General features: G+C 65.5%; 19 protein-coding genes, 1 tRNA gene and 1 pseudogene. 16 read left to right on the top strand and 5 right to left on the bottom strand.

Translation table 11 applies throughout. The annotated features are described in order from the left end of the window. Positions 1 to 104: 104 nt before the first annotated feature. Positions 105 to 728 (top strand): hypothetical protein, encoded by a 624-nt coding sequence (locus G4Z16_RS09310; RefSeq protein WP_197350389.1) that lies wholly within the window; start codon positions 105 to 107, stop codon positions 726 to 728. Positions 729 to 1063: 335 nt separating this feature from the next. On the opposite strand, the gene G4Z16_RS09305 is transcribed toward G4Z16_RS09310, so the two are convergent. Next, positions 1064 to 1909, bottom strand: a complete 846-nt coding sequence (locus G4Z16_RS09305; protein WP_197350388.1) for a pentapeptide repeat-containing protein — start codon at positions 1907 to 1909, stop codon at positions 1064 to 1066. A 118-nt stretch (positions 1910 to 2027) separates the two neighbouring features. Here G4Z16_RS09305 and G4Z16_RS09300 point away from each other — a divergent pair, with 118 nt between their 5' ends. Continuing rightward, positions 2028 to 2411, top strand: coding sequence for a hypothetical protein (locus tag G4Z16_RS09300; RefSeq protein WP_197350387.1), 384 nt, complete (start codon positions 2028 to 2030; stop codon positions 2409 to 2411). Here G4Z16_RS09300 and G4Z16_RS33240 read toward each other — a convergent pair. Then, entirely contained in the window at positions 2330 to 2692 is a 363-nt protein-coding gene (locus G4Z16_RS33240; RefSeq protein WP_425508064.1) for a DUF6313 family protein, read from the bottom strand. The genes G4Z16_RS09300 and G4Z16_RS33240 overlap by 82 nt on opposite strands. A 956-nt stretch (positions 2693 to 3648) precedes the next feature. Between G4Z16_RS33240 and G4Z16_RS09295 the strand changes: the two genes are divergently transcribed. Beyond that, entirely contained in the window at positions 3649 to 4581 is a 933-nt protein-coding gene (locus G4Z16_RS09295) for a 5'-nucleotidase (protein WP_197350386.1), read from the top strand. Between the two features lie 44 nt (positions 4582 to 4625). On the opposite strand, the gene G4Z16_RS09290 is transcribed toward G4Z16_RS09295, so the two are convergent. After that, entirely contained in the window at positions 4626 to 6374 is a 1749-nt protein-coding gene (locus tag G4Z16_RS09290) for an AIPR family protein (protein ID WP_197350385.1), read from the bottom strand. A gap of 717 nt (positions 6375 to 7091) precedes the next feature. After that, complete coding sequence (locus G4Z16_RS09285) at positions 7092 to 7853, bottom strand: GntR family transcriptional regulator (RefSeq protein ID WP_197350384.1); 762 nt, start codon at positions 7851 to 7853, stop codon at positions 7092 to 7094. Between the two features lie 170 nt (positions 7854 to 8023). Here G4Z16_RS09285 and G4Z16_RS09280 point away from each other — a divergent pair, with 170 nt between their 5' ends. From G4Z16_RS09280 to G4Z16_RS09250, 7 genes and pseudogenes are all read left to right on the top strand, one after another. Further along, positions 8024 to 8368 (top strand): SCO3933 family regulatory protein, encoded by a 345-nt coding sequence (locus tag G4Z16_RS09280; RefSeq protein ID WP_197350383.1) that lies wholly within the window; start codon positions 8024 to 8026, stop codon positions 8366 to 8368. 194 nt (positions 8369 to 8562) lie between these two features. Continuing rightward, on the top strand, positions 8563 to 9744 hold the full coding sequence (locus G4Z16_RS09275; RefSeq protein WP_343070937.1) for an FtsK/SpoIIIE domain-containing protein: 1182 nt from the start codon (positions 8563 to 8565) through the stop codon (positions 9742 to 9744). Between the two features lie 12 nt (positions 9745 to 9756). After that, the gene (locus G4Z16_RS09270; protein ID WP_070015472.1) at positions 9757 to 9951 is read left to right on the top strand and encodes a hypothetical protein; all 195 of its coding nucleotides are present in this window, start codon (positions 9757 to 9759) and stop codon (positions 9949 to 9951) included. Between the two features lie 137 nt (positions 9952 to 10088). Then, positions 10089 to 10334, top strand: a complete 246-nt coding sequence (locus G4Z16_RS09265; RefSeq protein ID WP_197350382.1) for a hypothetical protein — start codon at positions 10089 to 10091, stop codon at positions 10332 to 10334. Beyond that, positions 10331 to 11679 (top strand): annotated as a pseudogene (locus tag G4Z16_RS09260) (replication initiator). Before G4Z16_RS09265 ends, G4Z16_RS09260 begins: the two are co-directional and overlap by 4 nt. After that, on the top strand, positions 11669 to 11866 hold the full coding sequence (locus G4Z16_RS09255) for a helix-turn-helix transcriptional regulator (protein ID WP_197350381.1): 198 nt from the start codon (positions 11669 to 11671) through the stop codon (positions 11864 to 11866). The pseudogene G4Z16_RS09260 and the gene G4Z16_RS09255 overlap by 11 nt, the downstream one beginning before the upstream one ends. Further along, positions 11863 to 13245 (top strand): tyrosine-type recombinase/integrase, encoded by a 1383-nt coding sequence (locus tag G4Z16_RS09250; protein WP_197350380.1) that lies wholly within the window; start codon positions 11863 to 11865, stop codon positions 13243 to 13245. Before G4Z16_RS09255 ends, G4Z16_RS09250 begins: the two co-directional genes overlap by 4 nt. 255 nt (positions 13246 to 13500) lie before the next feature. On the opposite strand, the gene G4Z16_RS09245 is transcribed toward G4Z16_RS09250, so the two are convergent. After that, positions 13501 to 13572 (bottom strand) — tRNA-Arg (locus tag G4Z16_RS09245). Between the two features lie 193 nt (positions 13573 to 13765). Here G4Z16_RS09245 and G4Z16_RS09240 point away from each other — a divergent pair. From G4Z16_RS09240 to thrB, 6 genes are all read left to right on the top strand, one after another. Beyond that, positions 13766 to 14200, top strand: coding sequence for a response regulator (locus G4Z16_RS09240; RefSeq protein ID WP_246531254.1), 435 nt, complete (start codon positions 13766 to 13768; stop codon positions 14198 to 14200). Positions 14201 to 14498: 298 nt separating this feature from the next. Next, positions 14499 to 15419: a DALR anticodon-binding domain-containing protein gene (locus G4Z16_RS09235; protein ID WP_197350379.1), complete on the top strand. Its 921-nt coding sequence runs from the start codon at positions 14499 to 14501 to the stop codon at positions 15417 to 15419. 193 nt (positions 15420 to 15612) lie between these two features. Continuing rightward, positions 15613 to 17061 (top strand): diaminopimelate decarboxylase, encoded by a 1449-nt coding sequence (gene lysA / locus G4Z16_RS09230; RefSeq protein WP_197350378.1) that lies wholly within the window; start codon positions 15613 to 15615, stop codon positions 17059 to 17061. A gap of 96 nt (positions 17062 to 17157) precedes the next feature. After that, on the top strand, positions 17158 to 18447 hold the full coding sequence (locus G4Z16_RS09225; RefSeq protein WP_197354271.1) for a homoserine dehydrogenase: 1290 nt from the start codon (positions 17158 to 17160) through the stop codon (positions 18445 to 18447). 40 nt (positions 18448 to 18487) lie between these two features. Next, positions 18488 to 19567 (top strand): threonine synthase, encoded by a 1080-nt coding sequence (thrC, locus tag G4Z16_RS09220; protein ID WP_197350377.1) that lies wholly within the window; start codon positions 18488 to 18490, stop codon positions 19565 to 19567. Positions 19568 to 19958: 391 nt separating this feature from the next. Continuing rightward, positions 19959 to 20906, top strand: a complete 948-nt coding sequence (gene thrB / locus G4Z16_RS09215) for a homoserine kinase (RefSeq protein ID WP_197350376.1) — start codon at positions 19959 to 19961, stop codon at positions 20904 to 20906. Positions 20907 to 21203: the final 297 nt, after the last annotated feature.

Raw genomic sequence — 21203 nt, 5'->3', positions numbered from 1 at the left:
ATCGAATCACTCTTGGCGAGGGGTGCCATTGTCTTGTCTACCTCATGTGGAGTAACCCAGCCATCGTCGTCTCGAACAAGTCAGGTCGTGTAAGGTAAGGCTCCATGGACGCAATAGTTGCTGCGCTAGCCGGGGCATTCGTGGGTTTTGCTGGTACGCATTCTGTCGAATACCTAAAAAATCATCTTGCCGAGATAAATAAGGCGCGGGACGCAGTGAAATGTAACGAAGTGCAAGCCAAGGAAAGGCTAGTTTATAAACTTCGAGTTGTAAATGAGTGGTCGCGTTTAGTCAAGATGAGTGTTGATGCCACAGTGCGTGATCTTCTTGAGAAAGAGAGCCGTTTAAGAGTCAGCGATCTGTACCTACTGTTGAGGCAGTCGGACGCGTATGATGTAGTTCGCGCACTTGGAGTCGGTAATCGAGATCTTGAACAGCACTTTGACGAGTTTAAGACGCTGGCATCTCAGTATTTTGACTTGGCCTTTCAAGTTAACAAGATGTGTGAATTAACCAGGACTCCTCCGCTGAATCACAACGTGGAGGTGCGGCAGCTGCAAAATCTGTTTGGAGACGTGTGCGCCAAGAGGTCGGAATTGAAAGAATGCCTAATGAGAACAGCTGCTGAGTTCGATGGAGATCTCTTGATAGGTCAGTCTGGCCATTGGGGAGACTTCGTACGAAACAATGGCATCCTATCGCATCACGAGATGGAGAACCCACATTAGGTTGGTACCCCGAAGAGACGGCGCCGGGCTGCTCATGCCCGGCGTCCCGCGCGACGAAGGAGAGGTCGCAGCTAGCCCGAAGAGAGGGCAGGTGGTGCTGTGGTGGTGCGCGGTACCAGAATCGGTTTAGACAACACGAAGCCCTGGGCCTTTCCTGTTGGAGCGGGTGACGGGAATCGAACCCGTGCTCTGAGCTTGGGAATCACCGTGCGTTGCCGCTGAGTTGAGTTATTGACCTGCGTGAACCGGCCTCTGGGCGATAATCCGCGCCACTGCCATGTGACCGCTGTTGACCGGGATGTGCCGCCCGTTCTGGTGCGCATCTGGTGCGCCCCTTACGTACGGAGACTACTGTCAGCACGGTCTGAAGCGCTGCCATCCTGGACGTGAAAGACTCCTGGACTGACTTCATAAGACCGAGAGGCGACTTCCCCGGCAAGGGCTTTCGTAGGCCACTTTGTTTCTTTGTTCCACACCAGGCCAATCCACGGCGTCATGCTTCGGACATTGGACACCTTCGCGCCTGCTAGGTCCGTGCCCCTGAGGTCCGCGCCGCTGAGGTCCGTGCCCCTGAGGTCCGCGCCTGCGAGGATCGCGCTCCTGAGGTCCGTGCCTATGAGGTGCGCGCCCCTGAGGTCCGCATCTTTGAGGTCCGCGTCCGTGAAGACCTCGCCCCTGAGGTCCGTGTCTCTGAGGATCGCCTCTCTGAGGATCGTGCCCGTGAGGTGTGCACCTGTGAGGTCCGTGCTCCTGAGGTCGGCGCCCACGAGTCGTGTGCCCGTGAGGACCGCGCCAATGAGGTGCGAGCCCCTGAGGTCCGCGCTGGTGAGGTCTGCCTCCGTGAGGACTGTGTGCACGAGAACTGCGCCCCTGAGGTCCGCGCCCACAAGTCGTGTGCCCGTGAGGTCCGCGCCGACCAGGCCCGCGTCTTTGATGCGCGCCTCTGTGAGGTCCGCGCCCGTGAGGTCCGCGCCCGTGAGGTCCGTGCCCGTGAGGTCCGTGCCCCTGAGGTCCGCGCCCCTGAGGTCCGCGTTCACGAGGTCCGCGTCGACGAGTTCCGCATCCGAGAGGTCTCGAGGCGAGTCGTGTAGCGACCGCTGAAGAGCGAGTCCTACGGCTTCGGGAACAGCCTGCGTCGGGGAGACTCTGCCTGCAGCGTCGCGCGCAATGGCATCGGCCACTGAGGTAAGGGTTCGTGAAGGCGCTTCACCGCATGCGAGGTAGAGCAGTCCGCGCAGAACAGCGGCCTGCTCTTGAGTCGACTCAGAGTCAGACACCACGACCTCCAGAGTACGGCTCTTGCCCGTCGGCATGGAGTCGGCAGATAGGACAGCGGTGGTCGGCCCTGGGATCGATGACGAGAAGAAGGCCCAGCGCGGCGTTTTCGGCACGCCGCTCCTGGTCTCGGGCTCGATGGCCGGCGGCTTCTGGGTCCTTCATCAGGCGCACCTGAAGATGCCGGAAATGCTCTTCGGCATTCTTCCAATCTGGTTCAGGATTGGTTGTCTGACCTGGGAGTCCCTTTGGACTATGGAGCTCACCGAACCTGGTGACAGCCTTCGCTACATCACCACCGCGCTGATGAAGCTCGTGGAGAGTGATCACGGCTCGTCTCCGGCGTCCCCATCTGTATGGATGAGCGCTCGAAGCTCGCCGATCACGGCCTCAAAATCGCGAGATTGATGGCGTTCGATCTGAACCGTGATGACGTAGCCGGCGGTCCCACCGACTACCGCGGGGATCGCCCCCCATCCCAAGAGGGACAACGCCCAAGCGAGCCAGGAAGGCTGCACCTCGGCCGGAGAAGTGATGCCGGTCATCAGCTCGTATGCGGTGCCCCAGCCGACCAGCGCACCGTTCGCGACGAAGACGCCCGCGCATATCGCCAATACAACAGCAGCGCGTGTCAACAACCAGTGAGGCAGACGCCCCAGAGCATGTCGCCGCGACGCCCATGTGACCACCCGTTGCCACACACCCGGCTGAGGAGGAGCAGACCCTGGGGACCGAGGCGAGGGGAGCGACACAGAGACAAGAGTAGAGATACCGACCACCAGCGTGCACACCTAAAGGACCGAACTCGTAGCACCGCAGGGGCAGTTGACGGAAGCCCACAGGGAAGACAGCCGCCTTCAGCCGCTCCTGGAGGCGGGGGACGCGAAGATCCCCAGACCGCTCCAGGTCAGGACTGCTCCCCGGCGAGAGCGAAATGAAGACGTGCAGGTCGATCGGGTGTCCACACCACGTCCAGCACTTCGACGTGCCGGACGTGGTGTGGGTCCGAACCCCGACCGTCTGTTTACAAGGTGTGGACAGCTCGGACATCTACGGTCGGACGGTCTCACGAGTGACATCCACGGGGGCCTGCGGCCTCCAACGGTCAGCGGGGTTGCTGTACTTCGCTGCTGTACCGCGCTTGTCCCCCCCAGACGGCGCCAGGCCTCAGGGTTATGTCTCGCTAAGCGTCGACCTGCTGTTGATGGCTGCTCAGGCGTATCACCATCCGGGGCCGTTGGCGTCAGAATGGGCGTCAGGAGCTCACAGAGAGCACCGCCGCCGGCCCCCTTGACCCCCAGAACATCGGGGTAGCCGTATCCGCAGCTCAGGGCTGACGTGGTGCACGCGTAGCTGTTCCCATGAACTGCTCATGTTCGGGTGCGTGTATGCCGTTTGGCCCCAGAGTGGTCCCAACGAGCGGGATGACCCTCAAGGCGTCCGCACATCCGAAGGGACAGGTTCCACTACGCACGACACGCTGTTCGACGGAGTTTCGCTCGTACCGGGCGGGCTCTGGATCATCCTGACCTCACCGGGGAACGATCCTACCCAAAGCGTCTGATACGCAATATCCTATAGCCGATTAGGCGATAGTGAAGAGGAAACGTTCAAGGACGCATCTGATCGATAGGAGTAGAAGGCCGTGAGCTATGAGCTCCAACACCGACTCGTCATTGGAATTGCCTCAAGCGCACTATTCGACTTGGCGGAGTCGGACACCGTTTTCAGAGAGGAAGGCGAGGAAAGCTACCGAAAATATCAGCAGGAGCACTTGGACACCGAACTTCGACCAGGTGTAGCTTTCCCTTTTACTCGGCGGTTATTGTCCCTGAATGACCTAAGCGAACCTACAGACCCGCTGGTTGAAGTCATAATTCTTTCCCGCAATGACCCGGATACGGGGCTGCGAGTGATGCGGTCCATTCGGTCGCACGACCTCCCTATTAGTCGTGCCATCTTCATGCAGGGGAGATCTCCCTATAAATTCATGCCAGCATTGAATATGTCGCTTTTCCTTTCGGCGAATGATGCCGACGTGCGGGAGGCAGTCGCTGCTGGATTGCCAGCGGGTCGCGTTCTCGACTCCTCCTACGTCGACGATCCAACTGACCGAGACTTGCGTATTGCCTTCGACTTCGATGGCGTATTGGCTGGGGACTCTTCTGAGCAGATCTACCAGGATTCCGGCATTGAAGAGTTTCGGCGTCATGAGTTGGTAAATGCCGCAACCCCACATGACCCTGGACCTCTCCGTGAGTTCCTCGCGAAGATCAACAAGATTCAGCGCCGCGAAGAGGAGCAGCGTCAAACCGACCCCGGATATAAGATCCGGGTCCACGTCTCCATCATTACGGCGCGCAACTCGCCGGCACATGAACGGGCTGTGGCGAGTCTGAAGGCGTGGGGAGTAACCGTTAATGATGCCTTTTTCTTGGGCGGAATCAATAAGGGAACAATTACAAACGTTTTGAAACCTCACGTATTCTTTGATGATCAAGAGTCTCATCTGGAGAATACATCTGAAGTGCCGAGTGTGCATGTTCCATTTGGCAGAGTCAACGAGGCGGCCCCCTAAGGGCTCCGAGACCCTGTCTCCGCGTCGCACGGGATCCGTTCCCATTAGCGTTTCCGCACGCGCCGTGCTTTTTCCCGACGAATCCGCATCTTGAGAGTCTCGAAATAGGTCTCATACGGCGTATTCACAATTTTCTTGTGCAGGTCTTGGGAGACAAGGGCGTCACCTGATTGTTGAGAAATTGAGGAGAGTCCTGTCTCCGACAAAATCTCGTAAGCATAGACGTATGCCTCGGAGAATTCCCCACTATTGCTCTCCGCAGCTTCTGCGGCCTTGTCCAGGAACGAGATAAGCCTAGTTGCCTCATCTGTTGGCTCCTGCGCACGATCCGCCAAGTTGATGTCTGTAACTACGCCAGCAGCGAGCAGAGCGATATATGCACTGTATTCAGGCTTCCTGAAGCGCTGGAAATAGCGCGTCTCGGTCTCTGCGTGGATTTCGCTGACATCGGCTCTGCCGATGCGTGCGGCGTTGCTAATGGAGAATAGTGAAGCAAACACCCTCTCCGAGGTTCCCTGATCTTCGTAGATATCCTCCAGTACCGGAGCCAATAGCTTGCTGTAGTTATTGTCAAATATATTCGTTGGCCGCTCACTGAATACGCCCTTGTAAAGCGCCTTTGTCTCCTCGTAGGTTACCTGGACATCACTGATTGCAGCGACCATATCCGTGACGCCGTGTGCGGCATCGGGTGCTACTGAAAGGCCTGAGCGGGCGGCTTCACGTTGGACAAGTTGTGGACGGAGATACTTGGCCAAGTCGAGGTCAATCTGGCGAACCCGATTCTGATAATTTGCCGAGTGTGCAACTTCCCAAAGATCGTTCGATTCAACGATTTTTACCGGAATTAGGAGACTGTCGTTGACGAAGTCCCGCCGCGCCACGATGCACATCGTAGTTTGACAACCGTTCACGATCGATGCATTCTCTAGCAGCAACCCTTGGCCGATGCGTTGAACACTATTTGCCCGAATCGTGATGCCGTTATTTCGCTCAAGCATCTTCTCAGGTGTTTCTTCTACTGTCTTGGCGATCTTTCGGTTTACTGATTCGCGGTCATGATTCTTTTCCAAACCCAAGAAAGCGCGGATATTTTCAAAGAATAGACCGTCCCCGTGCTCGTCGTACAGCTCAAGGAGTTCCATGCCAGATAGAATTCCGACATGCACGGATTCGGCTTTTAGCCAGTCCGTGGCGCCCTGTATTTCGAGCAATGACGGAACTTCGAAGGTTTTTCTGTACACCGATTGCAGTGCCAGGAGGATCGCGGGACCGTCAAGGATGAGTAGCCGGTCGTCCTCTACGAGGGTGTCGAAAAAGGCACGGGAGCTACGTCTTGATGTCTTGTAACGCTGAAGAATTCCATCCAGCTTCGACGACGTAATGATGGCGTATACAGGGCGTGGTGCGTCGGTGTATTCTAAGGAACTGAACAAAGTTCCCTGGGCTGAATCTTGGCCGCCTGCTTCCAATTCATAGGCTTCGAATTGGCTCAGAATCTCATCTATCTCACTTACTCGTCGCACTCTAAACTTTGACTGCACGTAGAGGCGCTGGGCAGCTTCATTCGATGCCGTGAAAATGTCGATTCCCTTATCGTGACTGAGCTTGTCATTGAGTTGGAAATCTGAGAACTCGTCGCAGCGCGGGATTCGGGGAAGCAGGGCGAGTGCAAAATTTACGAAACGAAGCCCACGGGCATGGGGGTTTTCGTCGGCGAGTTGTTCATCCAGGTGTCCCGAGAAGCTCTCATAGTCGGTGAGCCAAGCTGGTAACGCGGTTGCCAATCCCACGAGCGTTCCCCCCTCATGTCAGTTGCTGCCCACGCCGGTTAGCGTCGGACAGACACGCTCACGCCATGGTTGCTCAGTTTAGCTGAGTTGACGGTCATGAGAGCACTCAGAACTGTGACGCTGGTGATCACGTCTTGGACCTGTTGGATCACACTCCCGGTAATGATCACAATGATCACTGTGATTGCCCATGGACGTGGCCGAGCAATTGACACGCCAGCATGCGCGTGAGTGAGACTCACGGTTGGACCTCCTTGTAGGTTCAGCCCGCCTTGGTCAAGTGCCTTCCACGCAGTAGTGATCAAGGCGGGCGCTATCGGCTGATTGCCATCGTGCGGCATGGGTTCGTGCCTGTGGGCGAAGTTGCAGCGCAACTGCAGCGCCACTGCACTCCGAAACTGAGGTCGGCGTAGCGGCTTCGGGGTGGAGCTGGTTTGGGGCGAGAGATCATGGCCCTTACGATTCCGCGAATCGGGCTGGCTCCTCGCCTGCCCGCAATAGCCCGATCTGGGCCATGATCGTAGAGGCTCGCTCCAAACTGGCTCCGTAAAGCCGCGGAGCCGGCCGTCCCAGCCGCGATGGCGACCTCTTCTTGTGGCTCGCGTCCGCGCGCGGTACGGCGGCCGGGGCGGAGACATGAGCGTCGGCCCGGCGGCAAGCCGGGCCGCGCGGCGAGCGGAGCGAGCCCTTGAAGACGTGGAGAAGGTTTGAGCCAGGTCAGGGCCGCAAGTCGTAGACCAGGTCCAAGTCGCTGCCTGGCAAGTGGAGTTCTTCAAGGGCGAGAGGTCGGCTGTTGTTGCCGGTCGCGACGCGGAGGAGCTGGAAGACCGGCATTCCTTCGCCAAGGTGGAGCGCCTTCGCCTGATCCGGTAGGGGCATCCGCGTTCGTACGTGCTCAGCGAAGGTGAGTTCGTGCCCCAGCCCGGCCAAGGCGGCGTAGAGCGCAGGGGCTGGGGGCGGTGCCGTCTCCTCGTACTTGGTTCCTGCCAGTACCGAGAACGGCACGTAGGTGCGGTGGAGTTGGCGCAGGCGGCCGGCGTCGGCGGTCTGCAACACGTCATACGTGAACATCGGCTCGCCCGGCGGGATGCGCAGCAGTTCGGCGAGTGCGAGTGGGGCGTCTGTGCGGGTCGCGGTCGGCGGCTCGGCGTCCGTCCAGCTGATGCCGTCGGCGTCGACGTACTGTCCCTCGGCGGTGCGGCGCACTCCGCGTGGACGCGTGAGGCTCGGCCGGCTGTGCAGCGACCTGACGAATGCGCCTCGTCCCGCCATGACTTCGACTAGGCCTGATGCTCGGAGCTCCGCGATGCCTTGCCGCACGGTCGGCCGCGTGACCTTGAACAGCTCCGCGAGCTTGTCCTCCGAGGGGACAGGGCGGCCCTCCGGGAACGTGCCGTTGAGGATGCCCTCGCGCAAGTAGTCCGCAATCGCGCGGTACTTGGGCTGTTGCTCCTGCTCGCTGCGCTTCTTGGTCGGCATCCCGGCTCCGTGAGGTGGCTGGTTCGTCAGCGGGTACAGCGTCTCTCACTTCATGTCGGTTGGCAACCCGTACTACGGGTGGGCACTCTGGTCGCGCTGCACCCGTACTACGGGTTGTAAAGCACTTCGAGGGAACGGCCTTCGGAGGCAACTGACATGGAGGTCAAGTAGTGGCAGTCCTGCCGATCGATACGGCGAAGTACACAGGGATCATCTGCGCCGTCCCGCCCGCTCCGCGCATCGCAGACCGGGAGACGGGGCGCGTGCGGGTGGACCGCGACACAGGTAAGACCGTCTACCAGGTCGGTCTGTGTCTGATGTCGGCCACGTCCGCCGACGTGGTCAACGTGAGCGTCCCCGGTGAGCCCGCCGGGGTGCAGAACGGCGTCCCGGTTCAGGTCCGGGATCTGGTCGCGGTGCCGTGGGAGAACGAGGGGCGGCACGGCATCGCCTATCGCGCCGCCGAGATCAAGGCCCTCGCGGCTACCCCCAGCGGTAAGGGGGCGAGCCAGTGATCCATTCGGCAACCGCTTCGACTCACTCGGCCGGTACCGGTTGGCCGAGTGGGGTGCTGGTGGTCGCCGCCGCGCTTGCGTCGGGCCTGCTCATCGCAGGCCCGGCCCTGCGCCGGCACTACCCCGTGGTTTGGTGGGTGTGCGTCGGCTTCCCTGCCGCATGCATACGCGTCGTACGGACCTGGCGCCCTCTGATGGCCGGATGCGGCCTGGCAGTCAGCCGTAGGGCCGCGCTGACGGTGGTCTCCGGCCTCGTCGGCAATGGTGCTCCGCCGCCTCAACCGCGCGTACCGCGACGGGGGTTGGTGCTTCCCACGCGCGACGGCTTCCGTCTCCTCATACGAATGCTGCCCGGTCAGGTGCCGGAGGACTTCGTCAAGGCGGCTCCGGCGATGGCACATGACTGGGAGGTTCATGCGGTCCGGGTGAGCACTTGGAGGCCTGGCGTTGTGCGGGTCCTCGCCTCGGCCACGGACCCATTGAAGGAGCCGCGCGCACCGCGATACCGGACGCCTGGTCGTCTGCTCCGCGTCACCGTGGGCGTGCTGGAGACCGGTGCTCAGTGGGTCATGGATCTCCGGCAGGTCCCGCACTGGCTGATCGTGGGTGCGACCCGTTCTGGCAAGTCGACGCTTATCAATGCCCTGGTTGCGGGTCTTTCACGACAACGCGTGGCGCTGGTCGGGATCGACTGCAAGGGCGGGATGGAGCTTTCGCTCTACGGCCCGCGGCTGTCGGCACTGGCGACCAACCGCGGGCAGGCAGTGAAGCTGCTGCGTGCACTGGTGGACCTGACCTTGGACCGGATGACGGTCTGCCGCGAAGCACGCGTACGGAACGTGTGGGGGCTGTCGGAGAAGGAGCGTCCGGTCCCGGTCGTCGTCATCGTCGACGAGCTGGCGGAGCTGTTCCTCGTCGCCAGTCGGGGCGAGAAGGACGAAGCGCAGGCAGCGGCAACAGCGCTCATCCGGCTCGCTCAACTTGGCGCCGCACTGGGGGTGTTCCTCGTCGTGGCGGGGCAACGGGTCGGCTCCGATCTCGGACCCGGCGTGACAGCGCTCAGGGCCCAACTCGGCGGCCGGATATGTCACCGCGTGGCCGACCCGGGCACGGCGGAGATGGCCCTCGGCGACCTCAACCCGGACGCCTTGCATGCGGCTCAGTCCATAACGCCGGAGCAGGCCGGAACGGCAGTCCTCGCCTCGGCGGACGGATGGGACCGCGCTCGATCCCACCTGGTGTCGGAGACGGAGGCAGAAGCCATCGCGGCCGAGTGCGCTCACCTGACGCCGTACGTACCCGAGTTGGCGGAAGCCATCGGCGCTGCCCCGGTTGGTCCGTCCCTGCACATCGAACGACTCGACAGCGACGAATGAGAGGGGAAGAGCGTGCTCGTAACGATGTCAGGTGCGCTGCTGCTCGGCCTGCTGATCGCACTTCTGATCCGCATCCGCTACCTGCGGTGGCTCGAAGTCCTGCTCTGCTCTGTCTTCGGCTTCCTGCTCGCGAAGACCGCCGCGGCGCCGGTCGTACAGACCGTGATCGAAGGCGTCGGCGGATTCCTCGGCCAACTCCAGTTCTGACCGGACCTTCGGAGGCGGTCATGACCTACCCGCTCACTTGCAAAACGGGCTCCCGACGGGGCGCGAAGTCGCCAAACCCGACCCCGTCAGGGCCCTACTCCATCCACCTCATGAACAGCGAAAGGAGCAGCCTCACCTTGTCCACTGCGCCTCGATCGCGCAAATCCTCGCGCCCCTGGTGCGAGCTGAGGGACGACGACTGGCCCACCTGCGCCGGACGGGAACAGGTCGTACTCGTCAGCACCGACGACGAAGAGCGCTGGACGTGCCCCGAGCACGCCGCCGCTCTGTGGCTGACCGAGCCGACTCTGCGGTTCTCCGCCAAGTCCCGACAGCAGGCCATCGCGGAAGCGATGCGGCACGCCTTCGGGGGCGGCCGATGACCGCTCACCAGGTCGCCAGTCTCCTCGACCGTGCCACCCGACCCGACTTCGACGCATGGCGCCGACACATCGTCCGGCTCGGCGGGTGCACGAACCCTGTGCACCTCGTCGGCCGGTCGGTACTCGTCGACACGGCAACCGGGGAAGCGCTGCACGAAGTCGGTCTGGACGGCGCCGATGGCCGGTTGATTACGGCTTGCGGCAACCGTCGAGCCACCGTGTGCCCCACCTGCTCACGCGTCTACCGCGCGGACACGTATCAACTGATCCGTGCTGGGCTGACGGGTGGGAAGGACGTGCCGACGGAAGTAGACGCGCACCCCCGGGTGTTCGCCACCCTGACGGCTCCGGGCTTCGGCCCCGTCCACACTCATCGTGAGCGGGACGGGCGGCGTCTTGCCTGCCGTCCTCGCCGTGCGGGGGAGAGGTGCCGACACGGGGCCCTCGTCGGCTGTCACCTCCGGCATGCGGAGCATGATCCGCAGCTCGGCGAACCGCTCTGCGCTCGTTGCTACGACTACGCGGGCGCAGTGCTCTGGCAGGCGCAGGCGGGGGAATTGTGGCACCGCTTCACGCTGGAGCTACGTCGGGAACTCGCCCGCATGGTCGGGCTCTCCCGTACGGACTCGTGAACGCGGCTCGACTCTCGTACGCCAAAGTTGCGGAGTACCAACGGCGCGGGCTTGTCCACTTCCATGCCGTGATCCGGCTCGACGATCCGGAGGGGCCGGAGGTGAGTCCGCCCGCGTGGGCGACAACGGACTTGCTGTCGGCGGCAGTTCATCAAGCTGTCGATCGCGTCAGAGTTCTGGCGGTCGGGCCGGACGTCGTAGGCCCGCGACTACTGCGCTTCGGACCGCAGGTCGACGTACGGCCCGTGACGTCGGCTGACATCGGTGGCCTGTCGTCGGCTGCGGTCGCTGCCTACATCGCCAAGTACGCGACGAAGGGGGCCGAGAGCGCCGGCGCCGTAGACCGACGTATCTACCGGGCTGCCGACCTAGCCGAGCTGCCCGTGCGGGACCACACGCTGCGCATGATCGGTACGTGTTGGTGGCTCGGTGGCCTGGAGCCCTTCGAGCCGCTGCGACTGCGCCGCTGGGCGCACATGCTCGGCTACCGGGGTCACTTCTCGACCAAGTCCCGGCGCTACTCGACGACGTTGACTGCGCTTCGCGATGCCCGCACCGAGCATCGCGCGGAGGAACAACGGCAGAGGCTTGGCCTGACCGATCGCTCGACCGCTCTCGTTGGCGACTGGCGCTACGCAGGGCGCGGCTACAGCGCGGAGGCTGCCCTCATCGCCGCTTCGCTACGTGAGGGGAGTGACGGGCATGGCACATAGCCGAAGCCAACTTCTCACGGTCCGAGAGGTCTTGGACGAGCTGGGCGGAGTATCACGGCGCACCTTCTACCGCTGGCGTGAACTGCGTATCGCTCCCCGATGCATACGGCTGCCCAACGGCGAACTTCGTGTCCGGCGCGATGCGCTGGAGGACTGGCTCCAGGACAGGGCGGAGGGGGCCGTATGAAGTCGTACAAGGTCTCCGTCTGGAAGCTCAGCACGAACCGTTCCGCGAAGAAGCCCACGTACTTGGCCCGTTGGTCCGTGGACGGCCAGCCATTTCACGAGACGTACAAGACGAAGGCGCTCGCGGACCGCTTCCGCGCCAAGCTCCTTCGGGCCGTCGACAAGGGCGAACCCTTCGACACGGTGACGGGCCTGCCCGATTCGCTGCGCAGCGGCAAGGCGGCGCTGAGTCTGCTGGAGCTTGCGGTGAAGTATGTGGATCACCGGTGGCCCACCTCGTCGGCGAAGCAGCGCGACAGCATGACCGATGCCCTGGCGGTTGCCGTTCCGGCCTTGACCAAAGCAGTTCGGGGTCGACCTGAGCCAGCGGTGCTTCGCCGGGCGCTTCGCTCCTACCTCCTGCCCACCCCGTGGCGTACACGGGAGAGGCCGGAGGAGATCGAGGCGGCTGTTCGCTGGCTGGAGCGGGCGTCCTTGCCTGTTGCTGAGCTGACGGACATAGCTCGTGTTCATGCGCTCGTGGATGTCCTGGGTCGGAAGCTCGACGGGAAGCCGGCGGCCAACCAGACGTACCGGCGTCGTCGTGCGGCTACATACAACGCGCTCGAATACGCGGTAGAGCTGGAGCTGTTGGCGGCCAACCCGCTCGACAAGGTTCGGCGGAAGCGTGGTCAGCAACCCGTGCAGGAGGTCGACAACCGCGTTGTGGTCAATCCCCGACAGGCTCGGGAATTGCTCACCGCGGCGACGTACGTCGGTGGCTGGGAGCGCGCTTCCGGTCGTCGGCTGCGGGCGTTCTTCGGGTGCCTGTACTACGCGGCCACGCGTCCCGGTGAAGCCCTTGGTCTCCGACGTAGTGACTGTGACCTGCCGGAAACGGGGTGGGGGCGCATCACAGTGGAGGAGACCCGGCCTTCTGCCGGGAAGTCCTGGACTGATTCAGGTGAGGCGCACGATCGGCGCGGACTCAAGCAGCGCAGCCCGGGTGAGGTCCGTATCGTGCCGATCCCGCCGCCCCTGGTGCGCATGTTGCGTGAGCACGTGGAGGAGTTCGGTACGGCTAAGGACGGCCGGATTTTCGCGAGCGAGCGAGGCAACGTCGTCGCGTCCTCGTCGTACTACCGCGTCTGGCGACAGACCCGAGAACTGGGGCTCCAGCCGGACCAGGTCGGCACGGTGCTCGCGGCGAAGCCCTACGACCTGCGGCACGCTTGCGTGTCCCAGTGGCTCAACTCAGGTGTGCCAGCGCCGGAGGTCGCCCGGCGAGCAGGTCACTCGGTGGAGGTCTTGCTCAAGATCTACGCCAAGTGCATCGACGGCCAGGAAGCGGAAATGAACGAGCGAATCATGCAGGGCCTCGGAGAAGACGAGAACGAGTAGGACTGAGGCGCTGAAAGAGCAACGGTCGTCGGCGTGATTGACGAAAGCCCCGGAGCTGTCCGGGGCTTCGTCGTGCCTGGCGAGACTGGCCGCGTGCACGCGCTGACCAGCAAAGAAGACCGTCAAGATCATTACGTCGTCATTACGTGATCACTGTCATGAGGCTGCTCCGAGCCGCATTCACCTGCACACGCAACAACGCCCCGCAACCAGCATTCAGCCTGGTCACAGGGCGTTTCGGCACTTGATGAGAAGTACCCCCGGCAGGATTCGAACCTGCGCACACGGCTCCGGAGGCCGTTGCTCTATCCCCTGAGCTACGGGGGCTCGTCGCGCTGTCAGCGGCGACAGGAAGAACAGTACCAGCTTGGTGATGGTGCACCGGAACCGGATTGAGGAGCCCGGAGCCCGGTGGAAGCCGCGTGCAAGGGGAGCCGCGGGTCCCGTCCCGCAGGGGTGGAAATGGGCAAAAGCCGGACGCCGGAGCAGCGGTGTGCCTAGGCTTTGTCGTGTGCCAGGTATGTCCGGCCGGGTCCTTGTCGTGGACGATGACAGGGTCATCCGGCAGCTGATCAGGGTCAATCTCGAGCTGGAAGGCTTCGAGGTGGTGACCGCTGCCGACGGCCTCGAGTGCCTGGACGTCGTGCACGGTGTGAGGCCGGATCTCGTCACGCTCGACGTCGCGATGCCCCGCCTCGACGGCCTGCGTACCGCCGAGCGTCTGCGTTCCGATCCCCGTACGCGCCACATCCCGGTCGCGATCGTCAGCGGTCGCACGCCCATCGATGCCGAGGACGGTCACGAGCCTCCCGTCGACGCCTTGCTGGCGAAGCCCTTCGAGCCGTCCGAACTCGTGCGGATGGTGCGGCAGTTGACTCAGCGCCCTGACAGCGACGAAGGGCGGCCCGGCGACCCGGACGAACAGGAGCCGGCCGGATGGCCGGCTCGCCGCTGAACGTCCCCGCAACAACAGCCCGCCGGCAGCAAGTGACACGGCCCAAGCACGTGACACCGCGCAAGCACGCGACACCGCGCAAGCACGCGACACCGCCCACGAACGTGATGCCGCGCACCGTAGCCACCCGCCTCGTCCACCGCGGCCACCCGCCCCGTCCACCCGCGAACATCCGCTCCGCCCGCCGCGACTAGGCGGTGACGGCCCCGACCGCACGCGCCCCCGGATGCCGCACCGCGCCCGCCGCCAGGGGAAACCCGTTCGCGCCGGCCCGCCCCCTCTCCCATACGCTTGCCCTGTGACACCCGCCCAGCTCTCCCGCACCGTGCTGCGAGCAGTGCATCGTGCCGTGGCCGACGGCGAGCTGGGTGCGGCACGAGGAGGCACCGAGCTGCCGCAGCGGGTGACGGTGGAGTCGCCGCCGCGGCGGGGAGTCGGGGACTACGCGGTCAGCGTGGCCTTCGGGCTCGCCGGCCCGGCGGCCATGACGCCTTACGACGTGGCACGGGTGCTACGCGCCGGGCTGCTTCGTGAGGACGGGATCCACGCGGTGGAGATCGCCGGAGGCGGGTTCCTCAACGTCACGCTCGACGCGCGGGCACGGGCACGGCTGGTGGCGGAGCTGTCGCGTCCGTCCCGTCGGTCCACTGCCGCAGGCGACGCGGAGCCCCGCACCGAGCCCCAGCCCAAGACCGGGCTCGGGGCCCGCACCCCCACCCCGGTCGATGGCCACCCCGTGACCGACACCCCCGCCGCCGACATCGCGCGCTGGAGCGCCGCGACCGGCGACGCCCCGGCCGCACTCGCCGTACGCACGGCACAGGCCAGTCCCCTCTTCCGCGTGCAGTACGCACACGCGAGGGCCCGGGCCTTCTCGCGCAACGCGTGCGAGCTGGGCTTCCGAGGCGACCCGGAAGCCGCTGTGGATGCCGCCACGGGGGCCGGCTCCGCCTACGGGCCCAGTGGCGACGCGCTGCTGGCGCTGCTCGCGGACCACCGCCGCGTCAGCGAGCAGCTGGACCCCGCGCGGCACGCCCGTCATCTCGTCGCCGTGGGCGAGGCCTTCTTCGACTTCCACGACCAGAACCCGCCCCTGCCCCGTGGCGACGAGAAACCCGGGGCCGCCCACCGCGCCCGGCTGGCTCTCGTCGAAGCCACCGGGACGGTGCTGGCAGGCGGCCTGACCCAGCTCGGCGTCAGCGCACCCGCGCATCTGTGAGCCCGGAGCGAGCCTTGAGCACCACGCACCATGCACCACGCCCTCCGGCCGGCCCAGACTTCGAACACCGCAAAGGACCCACGATCAGCGTGAACACGAACACCAGCGTGAACACGGCCGTGCGCGCGAGCGCCGAGGCGGCCGTACGCCCGAGCATGGACACAGACCGCCCCGGTGAGAGCGAGGCACCCGAATGAGCCGCTCCGCGCACCCCGCAGGGCCCCGGCACGCCGATGTGCTCCCGGAGGGCGGGCACTACGTCGCGCCCCCGACGGACCTCAACGTGCTCGACGCCCGTGTCTGGCCGAAGACCGCCACCCGCACGCCGACCGGTTCGGTCGCGGTCGGCGGCCTCGATGTGAAGGATCTGGCGGAGGAGTTCGGCACTCCGCTCTACGTGCTCGATGAGGCCGACTTCCGGTCCCGCTGCCGTGCATGGCGGGACGCCTTCGGCGAGGACGCCGACGTCTTCTACGCCGGCAAGGCCTTCCTCTCCCGCGCCGTCGTGCGCTGGCTGACGGAGGAGGGGCTCAACCTCGACGTGTGCTCAGGCGGCGAACTCTCCGTCGCCCTCGCTGCGGGGATGCCGCCCGAGCGGATCGCGCTGCACGGCAACAACAAGTCGTCGGCGGAGATCGAGCAGGCAGTCCAGGCGGGCGTCGGGCGGATCGTGCTGGACTCCTTCCAGGAGATCGCCCGCGTCGCGCACATCGCCGACAGGCTGGGGCGGCGCCAGCCCGTCCAGATCCGGGTCACGGTCGGCGTCGAGGCGCACACGCACGAGTTCATCGCGACGGCCCACGAGGACCAGAAGTTCGGGCTCGCCCTCGCCGGGGACACCTATCCGCGCTCGGCCGGCGGGAATCCCACCCAGCCCGGGGCCCCGGGAGGGCAGGCCGCGGAGGCCGTGCGGCGCGTGCTGAAGCTGGACAGCCTGGAACTCGTCGGCATCCACTCCCACATCGGTTCGCAGATCTTCGACACCTCGGGATTCGAGGTGGCCGCACACCGCGTCGTCGGTCTGCTCGCCGACATCCGCGACGAGCACGGCGTGGAGCTTCCCGAGATCGATCTCGGGGGCGGCCTCGGCATCGCGTACACGCCCGAGGACGACCCCAGCGAGCCGCACGAGATCGCCGTCTCGCTCCGTAAGATCGTCGAGCGCGAGTGCCGCGGCGCGGGGCTCTCGGTGCCGCGCCTGTCGGTCGAGCCGGGCCGGGCGGTCGTCGGACCCTCGGCCTGCACCGTGTACGAGACGGGCACCGTCAAGGAGCTGCCGGGCCTGCGTACGTACGTGAGCGTGGACGGCGGCATGTCCGACAACGTCCGCACGGCGCTGTACGACGCCGAGTACAGCATCTCGCTCGTCTCGCGGTCCTCGGACGCCGAACCGATGCTCTCCAGGGTCGTCGGCAAGCACTGCGAGAGCGGCGACATCGTCGTGCGCGACGCGTTCCTGCCGGCCGACCTCTCCCCGGGCGATCTGCTGGCCGTCCCGGCGACGGGCGCGTACTGCAGGTCCATGGCGAGCAACTACAACCACGCGCTGCGGCCCCCGGTGGTCGCGGTACGGGACGGGGAGGCGCGTGTGATCGTCCGGCGGGAGACGGAGGAGGATCTCCTGCGACTGGATGTCGGTTAGCGAGACATTCGTCCCACATATTGGAACGAGCGTGGAATCTCCGTACCTGTACGTGAGACTGAAAGCACCGGAAATGACGAGAGGCGAGGTCGGATGATGCGTACGCGTCCGCTGAAAGTGGCGCTGCTGGGCTGTGGAGTGGTCGGCTCAGAGGTGGCACGCATCATGACGACGCACGCGGACGACCTCGCCGCCCGTATCGGCGCCCCCGTGGAGCTCGCCGGCGTCGCCGTCCGCCGCCCCGACCGCGTACGGGAGGGCGTCGATCCGGCGCTGGTGACCACCGACGCCGCGGCTCTGGCCCGCCGCGAGGACATCGACGTCGTCATCGAGGTCATCGGCGGCATCGAGCCGGCGCGCAAGCTCATCACCTCCGCGTTCGAGCACGGCGCGAGCGTCGTGACAGCCAACAAGGCGCTGCTCGCGGAGGACGGCCCCACGCTCCACGAGGCCGCGGAGAAACACGGCAACGACCTCTACTACGAGGCGGCCGTGGCGGCCGCGATCCCGCTGGTCAGGCCGCTGCGGGAATCACTCGCCGGCGACAAGGTCAACCGCATCCTCGGCATCGTCAACGGCACCACGAACTTCATCCTCGACCGGATGGACTCCACCGGCGCCGGATACGGGGAGGCCCTCGACGAGGCCACCGCGCTCGGCTACGCCGAGGCCGACCCGACCGCCGACGTCGAGGGCTTCGACGCCGCTGCCAAGGCCGCCATCCTCGCCGGCATCGCCTTCCACACCCGGGTCCGCCTGGACGACGTCCACCGCGAGGGCCTGACCGAGATCACCGCCGCGGACATCGCCTCCGCGAAGCGCATGGGCTGCACGGTCAAGCTGCTGGCCATCTGCGAACGGGCCGCCGACGGCCGGTCCGTCACGGCACGCGTGCACCCGGCGATGATCCCGCTCAGCCATCCGCTGGCCAACGTGCGCGAGGCGTACAACGCCGTCTTCGTCGAGTCGGACGCGGCCGGCCAGCTGATGTTCTACGGGCCCGGCGCGGGCGGCGCCCCCACGGCCTCCGCGGTGCTGGGCGACCTGGTGGCCGCCTGCCGCAACAAGCTCAACGGATCGAGGGGGCCCGGCGAATCGGCTTACGCGCAGCTGCCGGTCTCGCCGATGGGCGAGGTCGTCACGCGGTACCACATCAGCCTCGACGTGGCCGACAAACCCGGCGTCCTCGCGCAGGTCGCCACCACTTTCGCGGAGCACGGCGTCTCCATCGACACCGTCCGCCAGCAGGGCAAGGACGGCGACGCATGGCTCGTCGTCGTCACCCACAGCGCGCCCGACGCGGCGCTGAGCTCGACCGTCGAGGCGCTGCGCGGCCTCGACACCGTGCGCGGCGTCGCCAGCATCATGCGGGTCGAGGGCGAATGAACGGGACCCGTGCACAGGGGAATCGAGGACAGTGACCACCATGGAAACCGCAGCACCTGCCACCTCCCGTCAGTGGCGCGGCATCATCGAGGAGTACCGCGACCGGTTGCCTGTGGGCCCGGAGACCACTCCCGTCAGCCTCCGCGAGGGCGGCACGCCGCTCGTACCGGCACAGCTGCTCTCCGAACTCACGGGCTGCGACGTCCACTTGAAGGTCGAGGGGGCCAACCCGACCGGTTCCTTCAAGGATCGCGGCATGACGATGGCGATCACGCGGGCCAAGGAGGAAGGGGCGCAGGCCGTCATCTGCGCGTCAACGGGGAACACTTCGGCATCTGCGGCCGCCTACGCCGTGCGTGCGGGGATGGTCTGCGCCGTCCTCGTGCCGCAGGGGAAGATCGCGCTGGGCAAGATGGGCCAGGCGCTGGTGCACGGCGCCAAGATCCTCCAGGTGGACGGCAATTTCGACGACTGCCTCACTCTCGCGCGCGGCCTGTCGGAGAAGTACCCGGTGGCTCTCGTCAATTCGGTCAATCCCGATCGCATCGAGGGGCAGAAGACCGCCGCCTTCGAGATCGTCGACATGCTCGGGGACGCCCCCGACATCCACGTCCTCCCCGTCGGCAACGCGGGCAACATCACGGCCTACTGGCGGGGTTACGACGAGTACCGCACGGACGGTCCCGCGACGCGTGCGCCGCGCATGTGGGGCTTCCAGGCGTCCGGTGCCGCGCCCATCGTGCGCGGTGAGCCCGTGAAGGACCCGAGCACCATCGCCACCGCGATCCGGATCGGAAACCCGGCGTCCTGGGAGCTCGCGGAGCGCGCGCGGGACGAGTCGGGCGGCTTCATCGACTCCGTGACGGACCGTCAGATCCTGCGCGCCTACAAGCTGTTGTCCTCCCGCGAGGGTGTCTTCGTCGAGCCGGCGTCCTCCGCGTCGGTCGCCGGACTGCTGCAGGCCGCCGAGCAGGGCAAGCTGGAACCGGGGCAGCGCGTGGTGTGCACGGTCACGGGCAACGGCCTCAAGGACCCCGACTGGGCGGTCGCGGGCGCGCCCCCGCCCGTGACGGTGCCGATCGACGCGGACGCTGCGGCGGAACGCCTGGGCCTTGCTTGACGGTTCGTCCGCGCCGGCGACGGGAAGTGTTCCGGTGACGCCGGAGCCGCCGCCGGCGCAGAGAGCTGCGAAAGAGCACGGCGGAAGCAGGTAGGGACGAAGCGGGAGCGGGGGAAGTTTCCGGTACGAAGACCGGTGGCCAGGGAGCGCGCAGCAGCTTGCGACACGCATCGTGCGCCTCCCGTGCGCCCTGTGTCGCCACTGAACCTTCCTTCGATAAGCTTGCGTTCATCCCACCCCCCGTACGTACTCCGGGGGTCTTCCCTCGTCCTGCCAGGGAGGCCCCACCCGGTCCGCCGGGCCCTGGAGTCCCAGGGTCCGTGACCCCTCCGGCGTCGCCGCCGCGGTCCATGGGAAATCGCGTCAACAATCCAAGGAGAGTCATCGGGAGATGGCCGGCCCCGCGTTCCGCGCCGCAGCTGTCCGCGTGCGCGTTCCCGCCACCAGCGCCAACCTCGGCCCCGGTTACGACGCCCTGGGCCTCGCGCTGGGCCTCTACGACGACGTCGTCGTCCGCGTCGCCGACTCCGGCCTGCACGTCGACATCGCGGGGGAGGGCGCCGAGACGCTGCCGCGCGACGAGGACCACCTGCTCGTGCGGTCCCTGCGCACCGCGTTCGACCTGCTCGGCGGGCAGCCGCGCGGCCTGGAGGTCGTCTGCGCCAACCGCATCCCGCACGGACGGGGTCTCGGCTCGTCCTCCGCGGCCATCTGCGCCGGCATCGTCGCCGCACGCGCGGTCACCACGGGCGGCGAGGCCAGGCTCCACGACGCCGCGATGCTGGAGCTGGCAACCGAGATCGAGGGTCATCCGGACAACGTCGCGGCCTGTCTGCTGGGCGGTTTCACGCTCGCCTGGATGGACGCCGGCGCCGCGCGGGCGATCCGGATGGAGCCCGCGGAGTCCGTCGTGCCGGTGGTCTTCGTACCCGCGAATCCGGTGCTGACGGAGACGGCGCGCGGGCTGTTGCCCCGTCATGTCCCGCATGTGGACGCGGCGTTCAACACGGGGCGCGCCGCACTGCTCGTGGAGGCGCTGACCAGGCGTCCCGATCTGCTGCTGCCGGCCACCGAGGACCGGCTGCATCAGGAGTACCGCGCACCGGCGATGAGGGAGAGCGTGGAATTGGTGAACCGGCTGCGGTCGGACGGCGTCCCAGCTGTTGTCTCGGGTGCGGGCCCCACGGTGCTCGCACTGCCCGAGGGCCACGGTGCCGCCGACAAGGTGGCGCAGCTCGCTGGAGAGCAGTGGACGGCGAACAGGCTGAGCCTTGATTCCGCGGGAGCCAGCGTCCTGCCGCTGAAGGCGGACGGTGCCGACCGCGGCGCAGCTCAGTGACGGTGTACGCCCTGCGGAGCAGGAGGAAGGCCTTGGAGCGGCCGATGATCCGGGAGAGGGGGAATGTTTGTTGGGTCCGGTAGTGTTAACCTCAAGTCAGTGCTCGCAATCTCGTGATCCACACGTGAAACTCTGTGGTGGTCCGTAGAGTGCAGTGCTTGAGTGATCTCCCAGGGCAAAGGCCCAGGATCACCTCTTCCTCCAGGAGCCTCCCACGCTGCTTCGCTCTGCGTCGCAGTCCCGAGCACGCTCCGGAGCAGACGTGCAGGACGCACATTCACCTTGTACGTCGAACCT

The sequence above is a fragment of the Streptomyces bathyalis genome (genome assembly GCF_015910445.1).
GTDB lineage: Bacteria > Actinomycetota > Actinomycetes > Streptomycetales > Streptomycetaceae > Streptomyces > Streptomyces bathyalis.
Note: the sequence above shows the minus strand (reverse complement) of the source record. Positions and strands in the feature narration are given on the sequence as shown.

Bases quoted from the DNA above. Each gene is read 5' to 3' on its own strand.
- G4Z16_RS09310 (WP_197350389.1), top strand. From the start codon at position 105: ATGGACGCAATAGTTGCTGCGCTAGCCGGGGCATTCGTGGGTTTTGCT.
- G4Z16_RS09285 (WP_197350384.1), bottom strand. From the start codon at position 7,853: ATGCCGACCAAGAAGCGCAGCGAGCAGGAGCAACAGCCCAAGTACCGC.
- G4Z16_RS09275 (WP_343070937.1), top strand. From the start codon at position 8,563: ATGGCCGGATGCGGCCTGGCAGTCAGCCGTAGGGCCGCGCTGACGGTG.
- G4Z16_RS09255 (WP_197350381.1), top strand. From the start codon at position 11,669: ATGGCACATAGCCGAAGCCAACTTCTCACGGTCCGAGAGGTCTTGGAC.
- G4Z16_RS09250 (WP_197350380.1), top strand. From the start codon at position 11,863: ATGAAGTCGTACAAGGTCTCCGTCTGGAAGCTCAGCACGAACCGTTCC.
- G4Z16_RS09240 (WP_246531254.1), top strand. From the start codon at position 13,766: ATGTCCGGCCGGGTCCTTGTCGTGGACGATGACAGGGTCATCCGGCAG.
- lysA (WP_197350378.1), top strand. From the start codon at position 15,613: ATGAGCCGCTCCGCGCACCCCGCAGGGCCCCGGCACGCCGATGTGCTC.
- G4Z16_RS09225 (WP_197354271.1), top strand. From the start codon at position 17,158: ATGCGTACGCGTCCGCTGAAAGTGGCGCTGCTGGGCTGTGGAGTGGTC.
- thrC (WP_197350377.1), top strand. From the start codon at position 18,488: ATGGAAACCGCAGCACCTGCCACCTCCCGTCAGTGGCGCGGCATCATC.
- thrB (WP_197350376.1), top strand. From the start codon at position 19,959: ATGGCCGGCCCCGCGTTCCGCGCCGCAGCTGTCCGCGTGCGCGTTCCC.